Raw genomic sequence first — 22537 nt, forward strand, 5'->3', positions numbered from 1 at the left:
CGGCCGGGCGCCACCACAGGCGCGCCGGGTCGAGGTCGGGGACGGCTCCGGTGAACGCGGCCGAGGCGAGCGCGACCGACCAGAGCCGGGAGGCCGTGCCGAGCTGGAAGGTGGAGGCGGCCACCCGCGCCTCGCCGGCGCCCATCCGCCGGGCTACCGTCCGGACGCGGGCGTCGAGCGGTGCGGGGCCGGTGTACAGCACGGTCAGGGGCCGGAAGCCCTCCGGGTCGGGCCGCTCGCCGTAGGTCAGGGCGAAGTACGGGCCGAGGTCGGGGATGCCGTTCCAGGGTGCCGTGTCCGTCATGTGCGTACCGTTCCGCCGTCGTCTGCCGCACGGCGGCATCCCAGACCCGCGGGGCCTCGTCGAAGGACGGAGAGTCAGGTCACAAGCACGAAGAGGTCAAGGTCACAGCCGTTTCCTCTGCAGCTCCTTTGGGCGGCTGACCTACCATCCGAGCATGACGGTCCTGCCTGACGACGGGCTCGAACTGGCCGCCGAATTCCCCGACGTGACCCACGAGCAGTGGCAGCGCCTTGTGGCGGGTGTCCTGCGCAAGGCGGGCAAGGACGTCGAGGGGGACGCGGCCGAGGAAGCCCTGACCACCGCGCTGGAGGACGGGTTGCGGACCCGTCCCCTCTACACCGCGCGCGACACCGCTCCCGAGCCGGGTCTGCCCGGGTTCGCCCCCTTTGTGCGCGGCAGCCGCGCCGAGGGGAACACCGTGGCCGGCTGGGACGTACGGCAGCGCCATACGGCGGCCGACGGCGCGGCGGTGCTGGCGGACCTGGAGAACGGCGTCACCTCCCTGTGGCTGACCGTCGGCGAGGACGGCATTCCGGTGCCCTCGCTCGCCGGGGTCCTGGAGGGCGTCTACCTGGATCTGGCGCCGGTCGTGCTCGACGCGGGCCCGGAGACCGAGACCGCCGCGCGGGAGCTGCTGCGGCTGTACCAGGAGCGGGGCGTCGCCAAGGACGCGGCGCGCGGCAACCTGGGCGCGGACCCGCTGGGGTACGAGGCCCGCACCGGGCAGACGTACGACACCGCGCCGATGACCGCGCTCGCGCGGCGGTGCGCCGAGGAGTACCCGGGGCTGCGCGCGCTCACCGTGGACGCGCTGCCGTACCACGAGGCCGGCGGCTCGGCCGCGCAGGAGCTGGGCTGCTCGCTGGCGACCGGGGTGGCGTATCTGCGGGAGCTGACCGAGGCGGGGCTGACCGTCGAACAGGCCCTGGGGCAGCTGGAGTTCCGGTACGCGGCGACCGCCGACCAGTTCCTGACGATCGCCAAGCTGCGCGCCGCCCGGCGCCTGTGGGCGCGGGTGGCCGAGGTGTCGGGGGCGCCCGCCGCCGGAGCGCAGGCGCAGCACGCGGTGACCTCGCCGGTGATGATGACGCGCCGCGACCCGTGGGTGAACATGCTGCGCACCACGATCGCCACGCTCGCCGCCGGAGTCGGCGGCGCCGACTCCGTCACCGTGCTCCCCTTCGACCACGCCCTCGGGCTGCCGGACGCGTTCGCGCGCCGGATCGCCCGCAACACCGCGACGATCCTCGTCGAGGAGTCGCACCTCACCCGCGTCATCGACCCGGCGGGCGGCTCCTGGTACGTGGAGCGGCTGACCGACGAACTCGCCCATGCCGGCTGGAAGTTCTTCCAGGAGATCGAGGGCGCGGGCGGACAGGCCGCCGCCCTGCGCTCCGGGACGATCAAGGAACGGCTCGCCGAGACCTGGGCGGTCCGCCGGGCGAAGCTGGCCAAGCGCCGTGAACCGATCACCGGCGTCAGCGAGTTCCCGTTCCTCGCCGAGAAGCCGGTGGTGCGCGATCCCGCGCCCGAGCCGCCGTCCGGCGGGCTGCCGGTGGTGCGCCGCGACGAGGAGTTCGAGGCGCTGCGCGCCCGCTCCGACGCCCACCTCGCCGCCACCGGGTCCCGGCCGCGGATCTACCTGGCCGCGCTCGGCCCGGCCGCCGCGCACACCGCGCGCCTCACCTTCGCCTCGAACCTGTTCCAGGCGGGCGGCATCGAGCCGGTGACGGAGGGGACCTTCGAGGCGAGCGGCGCGTCCGAGGCGTGCCTGTGCTCCAGCGACGCGCTGTACGCGGAGCAGGCGGAGACGGTGGCCGCCGAGCTGAGGGCCCAGGGCGCCTCGCACGTGTTCCTCGCGGGCCGTCCCGGCGAGTACGCCGGGGTCGACGCGTATGTCTTCGCGGGCTGTGACGCGGTCGCCGTCCTGTCCGCCGCCCTCGACCGCATGGGAGTGTCCTGATGGGAATCCCCGACTTCTCCGGGATCGAACTGGGCACGCCGGCCCCGGACGGCGGCGCCGACGAGTGGCGTACGGCCGTGAAGAAGGCGGCCGGCGGTGACGACCTGCTGTGGGAGACCCCGGAGGGCATCCCGGTCAAGCCGCTCTACACCGGGCAGGACCTGGAGGGCCTGGACTTCCTGGGGACATACCCGGGCGCCGCGCCGTATCTGCGCGGCCCGTACCCGACCATGTACGTCAACCAGCCCTGGACGATCCGCCAGTACGCGGGCTTCTCCACCGCCGAGGAGTCCAACGCCTTCTACCGGCGCAATCTCGCCGCCGGGCAGAAGGGCCTGTCGGTCGCCTTCGACCTGCCGACCCACCGCGGCTACGACAGCGACCACCCGCGGGTGACCGGTGACGTCGGCATGGCGGGCGTGGCGATCGACTCGATCTACGACATGCGGCAGCTGTTCGACGGGATCCCCCTCGACAAGATGACCGTGTCGATGACGATGAACGGTGCCGTGCTGCCGGTGCTGGCGCTGTACATCGTGGCGGCGGAGGAACAGGGCGTACCGCCCGAGAAGCTGGCGGGGACCATCCAGAACGACATCCTCAAGGAGTTCATGGTCCGCAACACCTACATCTATCCGCCGAAGCCGTCGATGCGGATCATCTCCGACATCTTCGCGTACACCTCGCAGCGGATGCCCCGCTACAACTCCATCTCCATCTCCGGGTACCACATCCAGGAGGCGGGCGCGACGGCCGACCTGGAGCTGGCGTACACCCTCGCGGACGGCGTGGAGTACATCCGGGCGGGCCGGGAGGCGGGCCTGGACGTGGACGCGTTCGCGCCGCGGCTGTCGTTCTTCTGGGCGATCGGCATGAACTTCTTCATGGAGGTCGCCAAGCTGCGCGCGGCCCGCCTGCTGTGGGCGAAGCTCGTGAAGCAGTTCGACCCGAAGAACGCCAAGTCGCTGTCGCTGCGTACCCATTCGCAGACCTCGGGCTGGTCGCTGACCGCGCAGGACGTGTTCAACAACGTCACGCGCACCTGCGTCGAGGCGATGGCGGCGACGCAGGGCCACACGCAGTCGCTGCACACCAACGCCCTCGACGAGGCGCTCGCGCTGCCCACCGACTTCTCCGCGCGCATCGCCCGCAACACCCAGCTGCTGCTCCAGCAGGAGTCCGGCACGACCCGGGTCATCGACCCGTGGGGCGGCAGCGCCTACGTCGAGCGGCTGACGTACGACCTCGCGCGCAAGGCGTGGCAGCACATCCAGGAGGTCGAGGCCGCGGGCGGCATGGCCAAGGCGATCGACGCCGGCATCCCCAAGCTGCGCATCGAGGAGGCCGCGGCCCGCACCCAGGCCCGCATCGACTCCGGGCGCCAGCCGGTGATCGGCGTCAACAAGTACCGCGTCGAGTCCGACGAGCAGATCGACGTCCTCAAGGTCGACAACTCCTCCGTGCGGGCCCAGCAGATCGAGAAGCTCCGCCGGCTGCGCGCCGAGCGCGACGAGACCGCGTGCCGCGACGCGCTGGACGCGCTGACCCGGGCGGCCGGCGGCGAGGGCAATCTGCTGGAGCTGGCGGTGAACGCGGCCCGCGCGAAGGCCACGGTCGGGGAGATCTCCGACGCCCTGGAGAAGGTGTACGGGCGGCACGCGAGCCAGATCCGTACGATCTCCGGCGTGTACCGCAACGAGGCAGGGGAGTCGCCGTCCGTGGACCGCACCCGGGCGCTGGTGGACGCGTTCGCCGAGGCGGAGGGCCGCCGGCCGCGCATCCTGGTCGCCAAGATGGGCCAGGACGGCCACGACCGCGGCCAGAAGGTGATCGCGTCCGCGTTCGCCGACCTCGGGTTCGACGTGGACGTCGGCCCGCTGTTCCAGACGCCGGCCGAGGTCGCCCGTCAGGCCGTCGAGGCGGACGTGCACATCGTGGGCGTCTCCTCGCTGGCCGCCGGTCACCTGACCCTCGTGCCGGCGCTGAAGGAGCAGCTGGCCGAGGAGGGCCGCGAGGACATCATGATCGTCGTCGGTGGGGTGATCCCGCCGCAGGACGTGCCGACGTTGCTGGAGATGGGTGCGGCGGCCGTGTTCCCGCCGGGGACGGTGATTCCGGACGCGGCGTACGACCTGGTCAAGCGGCTCGGCGACGAGCTGGGGCTCGCCCTGTGATCGACGTCGACGCCTATGTGAAGGGTGTGCTCGACGGCAAGCGGGCGATCGTCGCGCGGGCGATCACGCTCGTCGAGTCCACCCGTCCCCAGCACCGGGCGCTGGCGCAGCAGTTGCTCACCGAGCTGCTGCCGCACAGCGGGCGGGCGCGCCGGATCGGCGTCAGCGGGGTGCCGGGCGTGGGCAAGTCGACGTTCATCGACGCGTTCGGCACGATGCTCACCTCGCTCGGGTACCGGGTCGCGGTACTCGCCGTCGACCCGTCCTCGGGGCGCACGGGCGGCTCGATCCTCGGCGACAAGACGCGCATGGAGCGCCTCGCCGTCGACCCGGCGGCGTTCGTGCGGCCGTCGCCGTCGGCGGGCACGCTGGGCGGGGTCGCCAAGGCCACGCGTGAGTCGATCGTGGTGATGGAGGCGGCCGGCTACGACGTGGTGCTGGTGGAGACGGTCGGCGTGGGCCAGTCGGAGACGGCCGTGGCGAACATGGTCGACTCCTTCCTGCTGCTCACCCTGGCCCGCACCGGCGACCAGCTGCAGGGCATCAAGAAGGGCGTCCTGGAGCTGGCCGACGTGATCGCCGTGAACAAGGCGGACGGCCCGCACGAGCGCGACGCCCGCGCGGCCGCCCGGGAACTGGCGGGCGCCCTGCGGCTGATGCACGGCAAGGACGCGGCCTGGACGCCGCCGGTGCTGAGCTGCAGCGCGCGGGAGTCGGCCGGCCTGGACACCGTGTGGGAGCGGCTGGAGCAGCACCGCACCCTGCTGGATTCCACGGGGCGGCTCGCCGCCAAGCGCCGGGACCAGCAGGTCGACTGGACCTGGTCCATGGTCCACGACGAACTCCTCGGCCGCCTGCACGCCGACCCCGCGGTGCGCTCCCTCGCCCCGGACCTCGAACAGCGGGTCAGAAGCGGGGAGTTGACGGCGACACTGGCGGCGGAGCGCATCCTGGAGGCGTTCACCGACCGGTGAGCCCTCATGTCGCGGGAGCTCAGTCGAGCTGCGCGGCGAACGCGGCGTACGCCCGCTCGTCGAACAGCACGAACCTGACCTCCTCGACCGCCGTGTCCGCGGCCCGTACCGTCTCCACGGCGATCCGGGCCGCGTCGTCCATCGGCCAGCGGTAGACGCCGGTGGAGATGGCCGGGAACGCGACGGTCCTCGCACCCAGTTCGTCGGCGACGCGCAGGGACTCGCGGTAGCAGGAGGCGAGGAGACCGGAACGGTCCTCCGTGGTGCTGTGCACCGGACCGACGGTGTGGATGACCCAGCGGGCGTCCAACTCACCGGCGGTGGTGGCAACCGCCTGCCCGGTGGGCAGCCCCTTGCCGTACTGAGAAGCGCGCAGCCTGCGGCACTCCTCCAGAATGGCCGGCCCACCGCGCCGATGGATGGCACCGTCGACACCTCCACCGCCGAGGAGGGAAGAGTTCGCCGCGTTGACGATGGCGTCCACGCTCTGGCGGGTGATGTCGCCCTGGACGAGGGTGATCGTGGTCATGGGCGTCATCGTAGGGAGGTCCGGCCGACCGGGGCGGGAGCACGCGCGCGGGCTGAGCCGCTCGTATCGGCCGGTGACCGGTCAGGTCTGGCGCAGTCTGCGCCAGACCGCCTTCGCAGCGTTGTGGCCCGACATGCCGTGTACGCCGGGGCCCGGTGGGGTGGCCGAGGAGCAGATGAAGACGGCGGGGTGGGGGGTGGTGTACGGGGAGAGGGAGAGTTTGGGGCGCAGCAGGATCTGGAGGCCGGAGACCGCGCCGGTGGCGATGTCGCCGCCGATGTAGTTGGCGTTGCGGGTGGCCAGTTCGGGTGGGCCGGCGGTGGCGCGGGCCAGGACGCGGTCGCGGAAGCCCGGGGCGAAGCGCTCCAGTTGGCGTTCGATGGCGTCGGTGAGGTCGCCGGTCCAGCCGTTCGGGACGTGACCGTAGGCCCAGAAGACCTGCTTGCCCTCGGGCGCCCGGGTGGGGTCGGCGACGCCGGGCTGCACGGTGATGAGGAACGGCGCGTCGGGTGCGCGGCCCTCCCGGGAGGCGGCGCGCAGGGCGGTGCCGATCTCCTCGCTGCTCGCGCCGATCTGCACGGTGCCCGCGACCCGGGCCTCGGGGGCGGTCCACGGAACGGGGCCGTCCAGCGCGTAGTCGATCTTGAAGACGCCGGGCCCGTACCGGTAGCGGCCGTACAGGTCGCCGAGGCCGGCGATGCGGGCGAGGGCGGTGGGTGAGGTGTCGAAGACGTAGGCGCGGGCCGGGGGCAGGTCGTCGAGGCGCTTGACCTCGTAGTCGGTGTGGATGCTGCCGCCGAGGTCCTTCAGATACGCGGCGAGCGCGTCGGAGATCGCCTGGGAGCCGCCGCGGGCGACGGGCCAGCCGCGGGCGTGCGCGGCGAGGGCGAAGACCAGGCCGACGGTGCTGGTCGCGAAGCCGCCGAGCGGGGCCATGACATGGGCGACGAGGCCCGCGAAGAGGGCCTTGGCCTTCTCGTCGCGGAAGCGGCGCAGCAGCCAGGTGGAGGGGGGCAGTCCGGCGAGTCCGAAGCGGGCGAGGGTGACCGGGTCGCGGGGCAGCGCGGTCAGCGGCAGGGACATGAAGTCGCGGGCCAGGGTGTCCCACTGGGGCAGGAAGGGCTGCACCAGGCGGCGGTAGGTGCCCGCGTCACGGGGGCCGAAGGAGGCGGCGGTCTCGGCCGGCGAGCGGGACAGCACGGCGGCGGTGCCGTCCGGGAAGGGGTGGGCCATGGGCAGCGTCGGATGCAGCCACTCGAGGCCGTAGCGGTCCAGCGGGAGGGCACGGAACGCGGGCGAGTTGATGCCGAGGGGGTGCGCGGCGGCGCACGGGTCGTGGCGGAAGCCGGGCAGGGTGAGCTCCTCGGTGCGGGCGCCACCGCCCACGGTGCCCTTGGCCTCGAACAGCGCCACCGAGAAGCCGCGCCGGGCCAGCTCCACGGCGGCGGTCAGTCCGTTCGGCCCCGCTCCCACGACGACCGCATCGAGCATCGACGGCACCTTCGGACTCCTTTGTCAGCCGGCGGCCACTGGGGATCAGGATATGCCGGGCCGCTGACGCCTCCCTGTCACGGGTGATCCGGCAACCGGCCGCCCCGGTCGGTGAGATCAGGCCCCGTCGGACAGCAGCCGCGCCACGCGGCGGGCGGTGGCGGTGTCGCGGGCGGCGGTGAACGGGAGGGTGTTGCCTCCGGTGATGCGGAACGGCTCACCGGCGCGCGTCAGGTGCGCCCCGCCCGCCTCCTCGACGAGCAGCAGCCCCGCCGCGTGGTCCCAGGCCGCCTCCCACGAGAACGCGACGGCGTCGAGGTCGCCGCGGGCTATCGACAGGTACTCGAGGCCCGCCGAGCCGCAGGAGCGGGGTGCCAGGCCCTCGGTCCACAGGCCGAGCAGGGCGCGCTTCTGCTCCTCGGTGGTGTAGTCCGGGTGGGAGGTGGCCACACGCAGGGCACGGCCCGCCTCCGGAGGCCCCGCGTGCAGCCGCTCGCCGTCGAGGAAGGCGCCCTGGCCCCGGACGGCCGTGGCGAGCTGGTCGCGGGCGGGGGCGTACGTCCACGACGCGTGCAGGACACCGCCCCGGGCGAGGGCGACCAGCGTGCAGAAGCCGGTGTCGCCGTGCACGAACGGCCGGGTGCCGTCGACGGGGTCGACGATCCACACGGGCGCGTCGCCGCGTATCGCCTCGTACGACGCCGGGTTGGCGTGCACGGCCTCCTCGCCGACCACGACCGACCCGGGCAGCAGGGCGGCGAGCGTCTTGGTCAGATACAGCTCGGCCTTGCGGTCGGCGTCGGTCACCAGGTCGTGCGGCCCGCTCTTGCGGTCCACCTCGTGCTCGGCGAGCCGCCGCCAGCGCGGCATGATCTCCCGTGCCGCCGCCTCGCGCACGGCTTCCTCCACGTCACCGGCGTGCCGGGCGAGAAACTCGTCGATCGTTCCGCTGTCCTCGATCATGCCTCCATGAGAGCACGCGGCTCTGACAATCACCGCCCGCCCGGTGCACGGCGGGCGGAATCGACATGAACGGGGAGGCGCGTATGGTGCGAGCGGTACGGGCGGTGCCTCACCGGCCGACCGCGTAGCCCTGCATGCCCCGCGGGTTCGCCGCCGCCGAGAGGATGCCGGTCGCCGGGTCGCGGGCCACCGCGCACAGGCGGCCCTCGGACCAGGCGCCGCCGACGGTCACGTCGTGGCCCCGGCGCCGCAGCTGCTCGATCACCTTCGGGTCGGTGCGGGACTCGACGGTGACGCTGCCGGGGCGCATGCCGCGCGGGTAGAAGGAGCCGGGGAAGCTGTCGTTGTGCCAGTTCGGGGCGTCGACGGCGCCTTGGAGGTCAAGGCCGCCGCGCACCGGTGCGCGCAGGGCGACGGCGAGGAAGAAGTGCAGCTGCCACTGGTCCTGCTGGTCGCCGCCGGGTGTCCCGAACGCCATGACCGGCTCCCCGTCGCGCAGCGCGATGGACGGGGTGAGGGTGGTGCGGGGGCGGCGGCCCGGTGTGAGCGTGTTCGGCAGGCCCTCCTCCAGCCACGTCATCTGCAGCCGGGTGCCGAGCGGGAAGCCGAGTTCGGGGACGACGGGGTTGGACTGGAGCCAGCCGCCGCTGGGCGTGGCGGCGACCATGTTGCCCCAGCGGTCGACGACGTCCAGATGGCAGGTGTCGCCACGGGTGGTGCCGTCCCCGGCCACGTCCGGCTCCCCGGCCGTCCCCGGCTCCGCAGCCGTCTCCGGATCCCCAGCGCCCTCCGGCTCCCCGGGGACGGGCGACGCCGGGCCCTTGGCGAAAGTCGGTTCCCCGACACCCAAGCGGCCAGGACCCGGCGCATCGGGGGCCACCACGCGCGCGTAGTCAGGCAGCCGGGGCACACGCCCCCCGGGGCTCCCGGGCCGCAGCGCGTGGGAGGCGCGCGGGCCGACACGGGTGCGCCGCTCGGTGTTGTACTCGGCGGAGAGCAGGTCGTCGAGCGGCACCTGGGCCGCGTCCCCGTACCAGGCCTCCCGGTCGGCCATGGCGAGCTTGCAGCCCTCGATCAGCAGGTGCAGGTAGTCGGCGGAGCCGTACGGCGGCAGTTCGGGCGGGAGCAGCGCGAGTTGCTGGAGCAGCACCGGGCCCTGGCTCCAGGGCCCGGCCTTGCACACCGTCCAGCCGCCCCAGTCGTACGTCACCGGCGTCTCGTACGTCGCGGACCAGCCGGCGAGATCGGCGGCGGTCAGCGTGCCGGTGCGGTGTTCGCCGCTGGTGTCCAGGGTGGGCCGCGCGGCCTGCCGCACCAGGGCGTCGGCGATGAAGCCGGTGCGCCACACCTCACGCGCAGCCTCGATCTGCGCCTCCCGGTCCCCCGCCCCGGCGACCTCGGCGAGCAGCCGCTGCCAGGTGGCGGCGAGGGCGGGGTTGCGCAGCAGCGTGCCGGGGCGCGGCGCCCGTCCCCCGGGCAGATACACCTCGGCCGACGAGGTCCACTCCGTCTCGAACAGCTGCCGTACCGTCTCGACGGTCGCGCCGACGTTCTCCACCGGAGGGTGCCCGTGTTCGGCGTAGCCGATGGCGTACTTCAGCACGTCGGCGAGGGACTTGGTGCCGTGGTCGCGCAGCAGGAGCATCCAGGCGTCGAAGGCGCCGGGGACGGCGGCGGCCAACGGCCCGGTGCCGGGGACGAGTTCGAGGCCGAGGGACCGGTAGTGGGCGGCGCTCGCCCCGGCGGGCGCCACGCCCTGCCCGCACAGCACCCGCACCTCGCCGCCGGCGGGGGCGAGCAGGATCGGCACCTCGCCCGCCGGGCCGTTGAGGTGCGGTTCGACGACGTGCAGCACGAAGGCACCCGCCACGGCCGCGTCGTAGGCGTTGCCCCCGTCCTCCAGGACCGCCATCGCCGACTGGGAGGCCAGCCAGTGTGTGGAGGACACCATGCCGAAGGTTCCTTGGAGCGTGGGTCGGCTGGTGAACCGCATCCCTCACCTCGCTGTCCGGGTACGTCGGCCGGCCCCATCCATATCACTCCGGCGTCCGGCACGGACACAGCACCAGGCCGTCGGAGCGGCGTGCGCCGCGGACAGACAAGCGCCGCGAACTGGAGTGCGTGGCCGACTTGTTGGGCGTAGGTTGGCGTGGATCACCCTCCCCGCTGAGAGACGGACCGCATCCATGAGCGACCCCGCGACGCCGCCCGGCCCCGCCCCCCTGCAGAAGATCGACACCTCGGTCCCCCACTCGGCCCGGATCTGGAACTACTGGCTCGGCGGCAAGGACAACTACCCCGTCGACGAGGAGGCCGGCGACGCCTACACCGCCGTCTTCCCCGGCATCGTGACCATCGCCCGCAGCAGCCGCGCCTTCCTGCGCCGCAACATCACCTACCTGGTGGCCGAGGCGGGGATCCGGCAGTTCCTCGACATCGGTACGGGGCTGCCGACCGCCGACAACACCCATGAGGTCGCCCAGCGCATCGCACCGGAGGCACGGATCGTCTACGTCGACAACGACCCGATGGTCCTGGCCCACGCGCGCGCCCTGCTGTACTCCGCGCCGGAGGGCGCGACGGCCTACGTCGACGCGGATGTGCGGGACCCGGAGCGGGTGCTGGAGGCGGCGGCGAGGACGCTGGACCTCGACCGGCCCACGGCGCTGATCCTCAGCAACATCCTGGGGCACATCCCCGACTACGAGCAGGCCCGTTCCGTCGTCACCCGCCTGATGGCGGCCCTGCCCTCCGGCAGCTATCTGTCCGTCAACGACGGTTCGCGGGGCATCGACCCGGTCTTCGAGCAGGCGCAGGACGCCTACAACGCCAGCGGTGCCGCGCCGTACATCCTGCGCACCGTGGAGGAGATCACGGCGTACTTCGACGGCCTGGAGCTCGTCGAGCCCGGCGTCGTCCCGGTGCCCTTCTGGCGCCCCGACCCCGGCTCCCCCGCCCCGCAACCCATCGGCGAGCACGGCGGTCTGGCCCGCAAGCCCTGACCCGGGTACGTCAGCAAGCCCGTTCTCACTGACGCGCGGGCCCGTCTGCGTCACCGGGCGAGTACGCAGCGAGTTGGGCCCTTCCGCCCCACAGGGAAGCGTGTGACACTGGCGTCCCGTCCGCAGTGTGGACACTTCCGCCCCGACCCACGAGAAGTCGCCGTGCGTTCCTTTCCTCTGCCGATCGCCCTGACCGCGCGCCTGTCCCCGGTGGTCGTCCTCGCCGCGGCGGGCTGGGCCCTGTCGTCCGGTCCGCCGGCCACGCCGGAGGCCGCCGAGAAGCCGACCGGGAGGACGGGAACGCAGTCCGCGTCCGCCCCGTCGGCGACGCAGGAGGCGAAGACCTACACCGCCGCGCCCGCGCCGTGCACCGGTATCGCCGAGAAGACCGTCAAGTCCCTTGTGCCCGGCGCCAAGACGTCCGGCAAGGAGATACCGTCCACCGACTCCAAGCTGCGCCGCACCTGCTCCTGGAACGCGCTCAAGGGCTACGAGTACCGGTGGCTCGACGTGTCCTTCGAGGTCATGGAGTCGGACGACGCGGCGAAGCGGTCGTACGAGGGGCGGCTGGAGGAGAAGAGCGGCGGAGGCGCGGTCCCCGGGCTCGGTGACGCCGCGTACTCCGTCGTGAACCTCACCACCGAGGACAAGCAGCAGACCCGGGAGGGCGTGGTCCTGGCCCGCGCCTCCAACGCGCTGGTGATCGTCACGTACAACGGCAGCGACTTCGAGTCGAAGAAGGCGCCGAGCACGGACGAGATCAACAAGGGCGCGATCAAGGCCGCCAAGGAGGCCGTGGCGGCGCTGGAGAACGGTCGGGACTGACCCCGGAATCCGCGGTTCCGTGACATCCGTCACACGCTTCCGGCGATCTATGCGGGCCCATTAGTAGACGCCTCCACGTCGACATAGTGGACTTGTCCGTCTTGCCCCCGGGGCGGGGCGGACAGGGGCGAGCAGGGGGCTCATCCATCGACCCTCGCCGTCGTCTCTTCGCGACTGCAAGCCTTTTGACGTGACAGCAGCCGCCCTGGGGGCCCCTCCCGTACGGGTCGGCATGCTCGCGTCCTCGCCGCAAGGGGCGTGCGGGTCTACGAAGCCCAGTAGTAATTGCGCCCATTGCCCTGCGCGCCGGAGGGTCCCAAGAATGGCCAGCCTCCGGACATCAAGGGTGAGGTCACGCATGGGAAAGCATCGCCACCAGCAGCGCTACCGGCGACCGATCGTCGCGGCGGTCGCCATGGGCGTCATAGCCATACCCTCGGTCGCCATGGCCTGTACCGACTGGCCCGGCGACGAGGACGGCCGGCACCAGCGCACCGCCGGCACGGTCGCCTCCGATGACAGGTGGGACGGCGCAAACTGGTACCGCGAGTGGAGCAGCCGGCAGGGCGGCGAGCCCACGGCGCTCGCGTCGGAGTCGCCGAGCGCGAGCCCGTCGAAGTCCCGCGAGGCCAAGAAGGGCGACAGCGGGAAGCCGTCGAAGAAGGCGAAGAAGCCGAAGGCCGAGGCCGCCAAGACCTCCCAGGCGCCGAAGCCCGCCAAGACCGCCACCGCCCAGCCCTCCACCACGGCCCCGAAGCCCCCCGCTTCCCCGGCCCCCGCCTCGCCGAGCGCCCCGAAGCCCTCCGCCACCGCTTCCGGCGCCGTCGCCCGGGTCGTGGAGCTGGTCAACACCGAGCGCAGCAAGGCCGGTTGCTCCGCGGTGAAGGTGAACTCCGCGCTGACCAAGGCCGCCCAGGACCACAGCGAGGACATGGCGGCCACCGGCACCATGTCGCACACCGGCTCGGACGGCTCCTCCCCCGACCAGCGCATCACCCGCGCCGGTTACAGCTGGAGCTCCTACGGCGAGAACGTCGCCTACGGCTACTCCACGCCGGAGCAGGTGATGCAGGGCTGGATGAACAGCCCCGGCCACCGGGAGAACATCCTCAACTGCTCCTTCAAGGAGATCGGCGTCGGCCTCGCCCAGCCCGGCCATTACTGGACGCAGGACTTCGGCACGGCCCGCTGAGGCAGCACCGGACCGTCACCGACGGGGGCCGCAGGCACGCTCAGGCGCGCCTGCGGCCCGCCATCAGCGCCACGTACACCACCAGCGAGGCGGCGAGGCCCACCGCCCAGCCGTAGTCGGCCAGGGGCTTCAGGAACGGGATGAGCCCGTCCTCCGGGAAGGGCCCCTTGCCCGGCGCCGAGTGGGAGCCGCCCACCGCCAGCACTCCGCCGATCACGAACGCGGCGACGGCCCGCAGGTTCCAGCCGGACGTGTACCAGTAGCGTCCGCCCGGCGTGTACAGGCCCGGCAGGTCCAGCACGGTGCGGCGGACGAGCCAGTAGTCGGCGATGAGGATGCCGGCGACGGTGCCGAGCAGCCCGCCGACCAGGCCGAGCCAGGTGAAGATGTACAGCTCGGGCGTCTCGGTGAGCTTCCACGGCATGATCAGCACACCCACGACACCGGTGATCAGGGCGCCCGTGCGGAAGGTGATGTACCGCGGCGCCAGGTTCGCCAGGTCGTACGCCGGTGAGACGACGTTCGCCGCGATGTTCACCGAGATCGTCGCGACCAGGACGGTCACCAGGGCGAAGAGCAGCCCGAAGACGTTGTCCGTCTTGGCGGCGAGCGCCACGGGGTCCCACAGCGCCACGCCGTACACCGCCTGCGAACCCGAGGTGACGAAGACGGACAGCAGCGCGAACAGCGTCATCGTGGTGGGCAGTCCGAGCGTCTGCCCCCAGACCTGGGCGCGCTGCCCCGCTCCGAAGCGCGTGAAGTCCGGGATGTTCAGGCTCAGCGTGGACCAGAAGGCGATCATGCCCATCAGGGACGGGAAGAACACCGGCCAGAAGTCGGCGCCCCAGCCCAGTTGCGACGGCTGGTCGAGCAGGGGGCCGAGACCGCCGGCCTTGTTCGCGATCCACACCAGCAGCACCAGCGCGCCGACGATCACGAACGGCGCCGCCCAGTTCTCGAACCGGCGCAGCGCCTCCATACCCCGGTAGATGATGGCCAGTTCGAGCGCCCAGAACAGCACGAAGCACACCCACAGCGTCCACGGCTGACCGCCCACCTGCGACGCCTCGGCCCAGCCGCCGAAGATCTTGCCGAGCAGCACGAAGATGCCCTGGCCGCCGATCCACGTCTGGATGCCGAACCAGGCGCACGCCACCCCGGCCCGGATCATCGCCGGCAGGTTGGCGCCGCGCAGCCCGAACGAGGCCCGTGCCATCACCGGGAACGGGATGCCGTACTTGGGCCCGGCGTGCCCCGTCAGCAGCATCGGCGCCAGCACAATGACGTTGGCGAGCGCGATGGTGAACACCGCCTGCTTCCAGTCCATGCCGAGCGCGACCAGACCGGAGGCGAGCAGCCAGGAGGGGATGTTGTGCGCCATCCCCACCCACAGGGCGGCGAAGTTGTACGTCGTCCAGCGGCGCCGGGCCAGCGGCACGGGCAGCAGGTCCTCGTTGACGAAGCGGCTGTCGGTGGGGACGGCGCCGGGCGGGAGCTCGACGCGTCCCGCCGGGTCGGCTATGGGTGGGTCGGAGGGCGTGGGCGGGACGGTCGCGGTCATGGGCGTACCCTTCGGCGGGGAGTACCGGTCGGGGATCGGAGGGGAAGGGGTCAGCGGTTGAGTGCCGGGATGATCTGCGCGCCGTACGCGTCGATCGTCGTCTCCTGCGCGTCGTGCATGTCGTAGACGGCGAACTGGTCGACGCCCAGCTCGCGCAGCGCCTTCAGCTTCTCGATGTGCGCCTCGGCGGGGCCGAGCAGGCAGAACCGGTCGACGATCTCGTCCGGCACGAAGTCCGTGGACGGGTTCCCGGCCCGCCCGTGGTGGCTGTAGTCGTAGCCCTGCCGTCCCTTGATGTACGCCGTCAGCGCCTCCGGCACCATGTCCGAGTGCTCGCCGTAGCGGGACACCAGATCGGCGACATGGTTGCCGACCATGCCGCCGAACCAGCGGCACTGCTCACGGGCGTGGGCCAGGTCGTCGCCGACGTAGGCGGGGGCGGCGACGCAGATGGTGACGGAGGCGGGGTCGCGTCCGGCCTCGGCGGCGGCGTCGCGCACCGCCTTCACCATCCACTCGGTGAGGTACGGGTCGGCGAGCTGGAGGATGAAGCCGTCGGCCTTGTGCCCGGCGAGGGCGAGCGCCTTCGGGCCGTACGCCGCCATCCACACCGGCAGCTTGCCGTCGCGCACCCAGGGGATCCGCAGCGGCTGCCCGTCCACCTCGGCCTCGCGGCCCTCGGCGAGGTCCCGGATCACGTCGATCGCCTCGCCGAGGCGGGCCAGGGTGTTGGGTTTGCGTCCGGCGACGCGCATCGCCGAGTCGCCGCGGCCGATGCCGCACACGGTGCGGTTGCCGAACATGTCGTTGAGGGTGGCGAAGGTGGAGGCGGTCACCTCCCAGGTGCGGGTGCCCGGGTTGGTGACCATCGGGCCGACCTTGAGCTTGGTGGTGTTGGCGAGGATCTGGCTGTAGATGACGAACGGCTCCTGCCACAGCACGGCGGAGTCGAAGGTCCAGCCGTAGGTGAAGCCGTTGCGTTCGGCGCGCTTCATCAGGCTGATGACGCGGGAAGCCGGCGGGTCGGTCTGCAGGACGAGTCCGAAGTCCATGGGTGCCACTCCTAGTTCAGGTACTGACAGGTGGACCGCGGGGTGTAGACGCCGTGCCCGGCGCGGCCGGTGTACTCCCGCTCGGTGATGACGGGGACGCCGCGCGAGAGCACGGTCTCGACCCGGCCGGTGACCCGCTTGCCCTCGTAGGCCGAGTAGTCGACGTTCATGTGGTGCGTCTCGGCGGACATCACCTGCTCGGCGTGCGGGTCGTAGATCACGACATCGGCGTCGGCGCCCGGCGCGATCGTGCCCTTCTTCGGGTACAGGCCGAACATCCGGGCCGGGGTCGCGCAGGCGATCTCGATCCAGCGGCGGCGGGAGATGTGCCCGTCGAGAACGGCCTGGTGGAGCAGGTCCATACGGTTCTCCACGCCCGGCAGACCGTTGGGGATCTTGGAGAAGTCGCCGCGGCCGAGTTCCTTCTGGCCGGTGAAGCAGAAGGGGCAGTGGTCGGTGGAGACCACCTGGAGGTCGTTGGTGCGCAGGCCCTGCCAGAGCTTGGCCTGGTGCTCCTTGGGGCGCAGGGGTGTCGAGCAGACGTACTTGGCGCCCTCGAAGTCCGGCTCGGCGAGGTTGTCGGTGGACAGGAACAGGTACTGCGGGCAGGTCTCGCCGAAGACGGGCAGCCCCTCGTCGCGGGCCCGGGCGAGTTCGGCGACCGCCTCCATCGCCGAGACGTGCACGACGTAGAGGGGGGCGCCGGCGACCTGTGCGAGGCGGATGGCGCGGTGGGTGGCCTCGGCTTCGAGGAGGGCCTTGCGGACCTCGCCGTGGTAGCGGGGGTCGGTCTCGCCGCGGGCGAGGGCCTGTTCGACGAGGACGTCGATGGCGATGCCGTTCTCGGCGTGCATCATGATCAGGCCGCCGTTCTCGGCGGAGCGCTGCATGGCGCGCAGGATCTGGCCGTCGTCGGAGTAGAAGACGCCGGGGTAGGCCATGAACTGCTTGAAGGAGGTGACGCCTTCCTCGACGAGGAGGTCCATCTCCTTGAGCGTCTCCTGGTTCACATCGGAGACGATCATGTGGAAGCCGTAGTCGATGGCGCAGTTGCCTTCCGCCTTGGCGTGCCAGGCGTCGAGGCCGGAGCGGAGGGACTGGCCGACGGTCTGTACGGCGAAGTCGACGATGGTTGTGGTGCCGCCCCAGGCTGCTGCGCGGGTGCCGGTCTCGAAGGTGTCGGAGGCGAAGGTGCCGCCGAAGGGGAGCTCCATGTGGGTGTGGGCATCCACTCCGCCCGGGATGACGTATTTGTTGGTGGCGTCGATGGTGTGGTCTGCCGTGAGGATGCCGGGGGCTGTGAGGGCGGCGATGCGGCCGTCTTCGATGAGGACGTCGGCGTGGATCTCGTCGGAAGCTGTGATGACTAGGCCGCCTTGGATGAGTGTTCGGGTCATCGGTCGCTCCTCGATGTGGGTGCGTGCGGGTTGTGTGTGGCTGGTCGCGCAGTTCCCCGCGCCCCTAAAGGTCCGTGAGCGGGCCGTAGGTTCCAGGTGCACGGTCGCGGTAGAACTGCCAGCGGTCGCGGACCTCCCGGAGTTTCGCCAGGTCCAGGTCGCGGACGACCAGCTCCGTTTCCTTGTCGCTGGCCACCTCCCCCACGAACTGGGCCTCCGGGTCGACGAAGTAGCTCGTGCCGTAGAAGTCGTTGTCGCCGTACTCCTCGACGCCGACGCGGTTGATCGCGCCGATGAAGTACTCGTTGGCCACGGCCGCCGCCGGCTGTTCCAGTTGCCAGAGGTAGCCGGAGAGGCCGCGGGAGGTGGCCGAGGGGTTGAAGACAATCTCGGCGCCCGCGAGGCCCAGGGCTCGCCAGCCCTCGGGGAAGTGGCGGTCGTAGCAGATGTAGACGCCGATCCGGCCGGCGGCGGTGTCGAAGACGGGCCAGCCGCTGTTGCCGGGGCGGAAGTAGAACTTCTCCCAGAAGCCACGCACCTGCGGGATGTGGGTCTTGCGGTACTTGCCGAGGTAGGAGCCGTCGGCGTCGATCACGGCGGCGGTGTTGTAGAGGACGCCGGGCTGCTCCTCCTCGTACATCGGGAGCACCAGGACGATGCCCAGCTCGCGGGCGAGGCTCTGGAAGCGCTCGACGATCGGGCCGTCGGGGATGCGTTCGGCGTACTCGTAGAAGGCGGGGTCCTGGACCTGGCAGAAGTAGGGGCCGTAGAACAGCTCCTGGAAGCAGAGGACTTGAGCACCCTGGGCGGCTGCGTCGCGGGCCGCCTGTTCGTGGACCTGGATCATCGACTCCTTGTCGCCGGTCCAGGCGGTCTGGAAGACGGCGGCACGGATCACTCGGCTCATCGGGACCTCCGGTCGCTCGGTGTGCGGCGAGCCTAGGAAGTGCGCGAGCCTGCGGTGAGGTACACCGTGTCACGTCTGCGGGGGCCTGGCGTGTCACCGTGTCACTCTTGAACGGGCCCATGTTTCACCGCCGTTGTCGCAGGTGGCTTCGGGTTTCACTGGTGTTGCGCGTCGTGCGCGAGGAGCGCGATGTGGACCGAGGCGGCCTGTTCGAAGTCGTCGAGGTCCACGCCGAGCCGGGCCTGTATCGCCTCCAGGCGGCGGTAGAGGGCGGGGCGGGAGACGTGGTGGAGCTGGGCGGTGCGGGACTTGTTGCGGCCGGTGGCGAGGTAGGTGCGCAGCACGGAGAGCAGGTCGTCGTCGGGTTCGCAGAGCAGGCCGTCCAGCTCGCGTTCCGCGAAGGACTGCACCTGCGGGTCGTCCCGCAACAGGCGGATCAGGCCGCGCAGGTGCACGTCCTTGAGGCGGACCACGGGCGGCAGGGTGAGGGCGGGGGCGGATCCGGCGACCGCGTCGGCCACGTGCCGGGCCTCGCGCAGTCCGGTGGGTACGTCGTCGAAGGCGGTCCGTGCGTCCGCGGCGGCCACGACGACCTGTTCAGGGCCGGGCTCGGCGCGCAGCCGGGCCGCGAAGTGCGCGGTGAGCGTCTCGGCGTCCTGGTCGCGGGCGAGGGAGAGCAGGACGGCCTGCGCCGCGTCGGCGAGTTCGGCGGCGAGTCCGGGCAGGCCCAGCAGGCGCAGGACACGGGTCAGTTGTGGGGCGGTGCGGCCGCGGACCACGAGGGGTACGAAGGTGCGGCGGTTCACCGGGAGTCCGGCGGCGCGGGCCCTGGGCAGCAGTTGCCTGGCCGGTACGACGCCGCTGATCAGGTCGGTGAGCAGGCTCTGGGCGGACTGTTCCTCCCAGGAGCAGCCGGCGCCGCCGCCGAGCATGCGGTGCAGGACGAGGGCCTCGGCGGCGCGGTCGGCGAGGAGGCGGCCGGTGGCGGTGTCGCCGCGGTAGCCGCACAGCACGATCCGGCCCCAGCGTTCGCCGCGTCCGCCCAGTTCGGCGCGGATCCAGCCGTCGCCCTCGGTGCCCCCGGCCTGGCGGGCGATGCGCTCCCAGTCGCGCAGCACGTCGTCCACGGCGGGCCGCTCCCCCGCCGTGCCGAGGACGCGGTGGGCGAGGTTGGTGACGACGACGGGGCAGCCGCTGTGCCGGGCGATCTCGTCGAGGAGGCGCTGCAGCGGGGCGCCGGCGGTGATCAGCGCGGTGAGTTCGGTGCGGACGGCCTCGGAGAGGCTGACGGCGGCGAACTTGCGGCGCACCAGGCGCGACTGGACCTCCTCGGTCAACTGGGCGAAGGGGAAGGGCCGGTGGAGGACGACGAGGGGCAGTCCGCAGCGCTCGGCCACGCGCCGCATCGCGTCGGGCGGGGTGGGGAAGGCGCGGCCGAGTCCGAGGACCACGGCGGAGGCCTCCGCGCGGTGCAGGGAGCGGACGTACTCGGCCTGCTTCTCCTCGTCCCCGGCGAGCAGCACGCCGGTGGTGAGGACCATCTCGCCGCCGCTGAGCATCACGCCGACGTCGGCGGCCTCGGCGACATGCACCCAGCGCACCGGCCGGTCGAGGCGGTGCGCGCCGGCCACCACCTCGGGCTCACCGGCGAGTACCCGCTCCAGCGCGAGCACCTGACGGACCGACAGTGCCGGTGCCGGGGCTTCCCAGGGATGCGGGACGGTGGCCATGGCGGGGTTCCCTTGATCGGTGTGCTGCTACTGGATGCTCCTCAGCGCCTGCTCGAGGATCGCGGCGCCCTCCTCGGCCTCGGCGACGTTGAGGGACAGCGGCGGGGCGATACGCAGGGCGCTGGTGTCGTGGCCGCCGCCCTTGCCGATGAGCAGTCCGCCCTCGCGGGCCGCCTCCAGAACGGCGGAGGCCGCTTCGGGGTGGGCCTCGTCGGTGCCGGGCTTGCTCAGTTCGATGCCGATCATCAGTCCGCGTCCCCGGACCTCCCGTACGGCCGGGACGTGCGCGGCGACGGCCCTCAGCCGTTCGATGAGCAGGCCGCCGACGCGGCGGGCGTTGCCCTGGAGGTCGTGTTCGAGGAGGTAGGTGAGGTTGGCGAGGCCGGCGGCCATGGTGATCTGGGTGCCCCCGAAGGTGGAGATGCTGTTGGCGTCCAGGCAGTTCATGATCTCGGCGCGGGCCACGACGCCGCCGATGGACATGCCGTTGCCGATGCCCTTGGCGAAGGTCAGCATGTCGGGCGGGCCGCTGCGGGCGTGGGCCTGCCAGCCCCAGAAGTGCTCGCCGGTGCGGCCCCAGCCGGTCTGCACCTCGTCGGAGATCCACAGGATGCCGCGCTCGTGGAGGACCTCGCGGAAGGCCGCGTACAGGCCGTCGGGGGGTGAGGTGAAGCCGCCGACGCCCTGGATCGGCTCGGCGATCAGCGCGGCCGGGGGGCGGGTGTGGCCGAGGAGGTCCTTGAGGTCGTCCACGCAGGCCGCGACGAAGTCGTAGTCGTCGAGCGCGGCGTACGGGCCGCGGGTGCGGACGCCGCCGTGGACGTACAGGGTCTGCAGCGGGGACAGGGAGGTCGGGGACCAGCCGCGGTTGCCGGTGATGCCGACGGCGCTGAAGGAGCGGCCGTGGTAGCTGTTGCGCATCGCCAGGATCGTGTTGCTGCGCCGGTAGGCGGTGGCGAGCAGCAGGGCGGTGTCGTTGGCCTCGGTGCCGGAGGTGGTGAAGAAGACGCGGGCGTTGGGGATGCCGCTCAACTGGGCGATGCGCTCGGCGAGTTCCACCATCGGCCGGTTGAGGTAGAGGGTGGAGGAGTGGAGGATCCGCCCGGCCTGCTCGGCGACCGCCTTGGTGATCTCGGGCAGGGCGTGGGCGGTCATGGTGGTGAGGATGCCGCCGAAGAAGTCGAGGTAGCGGTTGCCGCGGGAGTCCCAGACGTGGCGTCCCTCGCCGTGGGTGATCTCGATGGGCTCCTCGTAGTAGAGGGCGAGCCAGTCGGGGAGCACCGCGCGGTGGCGGCCCAGCAGGTCGTCGGTCACGGCTGCACCAGCCCTTCGTAGGCGTCGGGGCGGCGGTCGCGGTAGAAGGCCCACGTCTGCCGCACTTCCTCGATGAGGTCGAAGTCCAGGTCGCGGACGACGAGTTCCTCCTTGGTGTCGCTGGCGACGTCGCCGACGAACTGGCCGCGCGGGTCGACGAAGTACGACGTGCCGTAGAAGTCGTTGTCGCCGTATTCCTCCTGGCCGACGCGGTTGATCGCGGCGATGAAGTAGCCGTTGGCAACGGCGGCGGCCGGCTGCTCGAGCCGCCACAGGTGGGACGACAGGCTGCGGTGCGTGGCGGACGGGTTGTACACCAGCCGGGCGCCGTTCAGGCCGAGTTGCCGCCAGCCCTCGGGGAAGTGCCGGTCGTAGCAGATGTAGACGCCGACCTTGCCGGCGGCGGTGTCGAAGACGGGCCAGCCGAGGTTGCCGGGCTTGAAGTAGTACTTCTCGCGGAAGCCCTTGAGCTGCGGGATGTGGTGCTTGCGGTACTTGCCGAGGTAGGTGCCGTCGGCGTCGATCACGGCTGCGGTGTTGTAGTAGAAGCCCGGCTGCTCGATCTCGAACACCGGCGCGACGACGACCATGCCGGTCTCGCGCGCCAGGGCCCGCATACGGCGGACGGTGGGCCCGTCGGGCACCGGCTCGGCCCAGCGGTAGTGCTCGGGCTCCTCGACCTGGCAGAAGTACGGGCTGTTGAAGACTTCCTGGAACCCGATGATCTTCGCGCCCCGCCGGGCCGCCTCGCGGGCGTGCTCCTCGTGTTTCGCCAGCATGGACTCGGTGTCGCCGGTCCAGGTGGCCTGGACCAGAGCGGCACGTACGACGTTGGCCATGAGCTGCTCCTTCGACGCGACGTCAGCGCCTCTACGCCCGTAGAAACGGTCGTAGAGGGACGAACGTAAGCCTCTCGGACGGCCTTGCCAAGACCATCGTCGTCAACCCGCGGAGTCGATCGTGTTTCGCACTCCTGTGGGTGAGCAGGACCGGGGTCAGGCGGTGGTTCCGGCGACCCTCAGGGCGTGCAGGAGGTCCCAGTAGCGCTCGTCGGAGACGCCCCGGGCGGCGGCGAGCAGCAGCGGGACGAGCCGGCCGGGGTCGACGGCGGCGCTGCGCGCGGCCTCCTCCGGGGTGCGGGCGCGGACGTAGGCGTCGA

17 protein-coding genes and 1 pseudogene are annotated in these 22537 nt (G+C 71.9%); 6 read left to right on the top strand and 12 right to left on the bottom strand.

All coding sequences use genetic code 11. From position 1 onward, the window contains the following. Positions 1–304 (bottom strand): annotated as a pseudogene (locus N4P33_RS16460) (hypothetical protein); the annotation flags it as partial. Positions 305–458: 154 nt separating this feature from the next. On the opposite strand from N4P33_RS16460, the gene N4P33_RS16465 reads away from it, so the two are divergent. Genes N4P33_RS16465 through meaB form a run of 3 tightly spaced genes read left to right on the top strand, consistent with a single transcriptional unit; the run spans position 459 to position 5415 of the window. Next, a complete protein-coding gene (locus N4P33_RS16465) occupies positions 459–2267 on the top strand; it encodes a methylmalonyl-CoA mutase subunit beta (protein WP_260827367.1) in 1809 nt (602 codons plus the stop codon). After that, the gene (gene scpA, locus N4P33_RS16470) at positions 2267–4441 is read left to right on the top strand and encodes a methylmalonyl-CoA mutase (protein WP_260827368.1); all 2175 of its coding nucleotides are present in this window, start codon (positions 2267–2269) and stop codon (positions 4439–4441) included. The genes N4P33_RS16465 and scpA overlap by 1 nt, the downstream gene beginning before the upstream one ends. After that, the gene (gene meaB, locus N4P33_RS16475; protein WP_260827369.1) at positions 4438–5415 is read left to right on the top strand and encodes a methylmalonyl Co-A mutase-associated GTPase MeaB; all 978 of its coding nucleotides are present in this window, start codon (positions 4438–4440) and stop codon (positions 5413–5415) included. Before scpA ends, meaB begins: the two co-directional genes overlap by 4 nt. A 19-nt stretch (positions 5416–5434) precedes the next feature. On the opposite strand, the gene N4P33_RS16480 is transcribed toward meaB, so the two are convergent. The 4 genes from N4P33_RS16480 to N4P33_RS16495 all read right to left on the bottom strand — a co-directional run bounded on the left by N4P33_RS16480 (position 5435) and on the right by N4P33_RS16495 (position 10391). Next, the gene (locus tag N4P33_RS16480) at positions 5435–5944 is read right to left on the bottom strand and encodes an O-acetyl-ADP-ribose deacetylase (protein WP_260827370.1); all 510 of its coding nucleotides are present in this window, start codon (positions 5942–5944) and stop codon (positions 5435–5437) included. Positions 5945–6025: 81 nt separating this feature from the next. After that, positions 6026–7435 carry an NAD(P)/FAD-dependent oxidoreductase gene (locus N4P33_RS16485; RefSeq protein WP_260827371.1) on the bottom strand — a complete coding sequence of 470 codons (1410 nt, stop codon included), beginning with the start codon at positions 7433–7435 and terminating at the stop codon, positions 6026–6028. A gap of 117 nt (positions 7436–7552) precedes the next feature. Then, complete coding sequence (locus N4P33_RS16490; protein ID WP_260827372.1) at positions 7553–8398, bottom strand: inositol monophosphatase family protein; 846 nt, start codon at positions 8396–8398, stop codon at positions 7553–7555. A 109-nt stretch (positions 8399–8507) separates the two neighbouring features. Beyond that, positions 8508–10391 carry a gamma-glutamyltransferase family protein gene (locus N4P33_RS16495; protein ID WP_260827373.1) on the bottom strand — a complete coding sequence of 628 codons (1884 nt, stop codon included), beginning with the start codon at positions 10389–10391 and terminating at the stop codon, positions 8508–8510. Between the two features lie 193 nt (positions 10392–10584). On the opposite strand from N4P33_RS16495, the gene N4P33_RS16500 reads away from it, so the two are divergent. From N4P33_RS16500 to N4P33_RS16510, 3 genes are all read left to right on the top strand, one after another. After that, on the top strand, positions 10585–11400 hold the full coding sequence (locus tag N4P33_RS16500) for an SAM-dependent methyltransferase (RefSeq protein ID WP_260827374.1): 816 nt from the start codon (positions 10585–10587) through the stop codon (positions 11398–11400). A gap of 162 nt (positions 11401–11562) precedes the next feature. After that, positions 11563–12225: a hypothetical protein gene (locus N4P33_RS16505; protein WP_260827375.1), complete on the top strand. Its 663-nt coding sequence runs from the start codon at positions 11563–11565 to the stop codon at positions 12223–12225. Between the two features lie 358 nt (positions 12226–12583). Next, positions 12584–13417, top strand: a complete 834-nt coding sequence (locus tag N4P33_RS16510; RefSeq protein ID WP_260827376.1) for a CAP domain-containing protein — start codon at positions 12584–12586, stop codon at positions 13415–13417. 40 nt (positions 13418–13457) lie between these two features. Here N4P33_RS16510 and N4P33_RS16515 read toward each other — a convergent pair whose 3' ends face one another. The 7 genes from N4P33_RS16515 to N4P33_RS16545 form a co-directional block, all read right to left on the bottom strand. Beyond that, the gene (locus tag N4P33_RS16515; RefSeq protein WP_260827377.1) at positions 13458–14978 is read right to left on the bottom strand and encodes an NCS1 family nucleobase:cation symporter-1; all 1521 of its coding nucleotides are present in this window, start codon (positions 14976–14978) and stop codon (positions 13458–13460) included. Between the two features lie 50 nt (positions 14979–15028). Then, entirely contained in the window at positions 15029–16030 is a 1002-nt protein-coding gene (locus N4P33_RS16520; protein ID WP_260827378.1) for a TIGR03842 family LLM class F420-dependent oxidoreductase, read from the bottom strand. A gap of 11 nt (positions 16031–16041) precedes the next feature. Further along, a complete protein-coding gene (gene hydA / locus N4P33_RS16525) occupies positions 16042–17427 on the bottom strand; it encodes a dihydropyrimidinase (RefSeq protein WP_260827379.1) in 1386 nt (461 codons plus the stop codon). Between the two features lie 64 nt (positions 17428–17491). Beyond that, a complete protein-coding gene (locus N4P33_RS16530; protein WP_260827380.1) occupies positions 17492–18334 on the bottom strand; it encodes a nitrilase-related carbon-nitrogen hydrolase in 843 nt (280 codons plus the stop codon). A gap of 155 nt (positions 18335–18489) precedes the next feature. After that, a complete protein-coding gene (locus N4P33_RS16535; protein WP_260827381.1) occupies positions 18490–20064 on the bottom strand; it encodes a PucR family transcriptional regulator in 1575 nt (524 codons plus the stop codon). A 27-nt stretch (positions 20065–20091) separates the two neighbouring features. Beyond that, positions 20092–21378, bottom strand: coding sequence for an aspartate aminotransferase family protein (locus N4P33_RS16540; RefSeq protein ID WP_260827382.1), 1287 nt, complete (start codon positions 21376–21378; stop codon positions 20092–20094). Next, positions 21375–22217, bottom strand: a complete 843-nt coding sequence (locus N4P33_RS16545) for a nitrilase-related carbon-nitrogen hydrolase (RefSeq protein ID WP_260827383.1) — start codon at positions 22215–22217, stop codon at positions 21375–21377. The genes N4P33_RS16540 and N4P33_RS16545 overlap by 4 nt, the downstream gene beginning before the upstream one ends. Positions 22218–22537: the final 320 nt, after the last annotated feature.

The sequence above is a fragment of the Streptomyces sp. 15-116A genome, assembly GCF_025290915.1.
GTDB lineage: Bacteria > Actinomycetota > Actinomycetes > Streptomycetales > Streptomycetaceae > Streptomyces.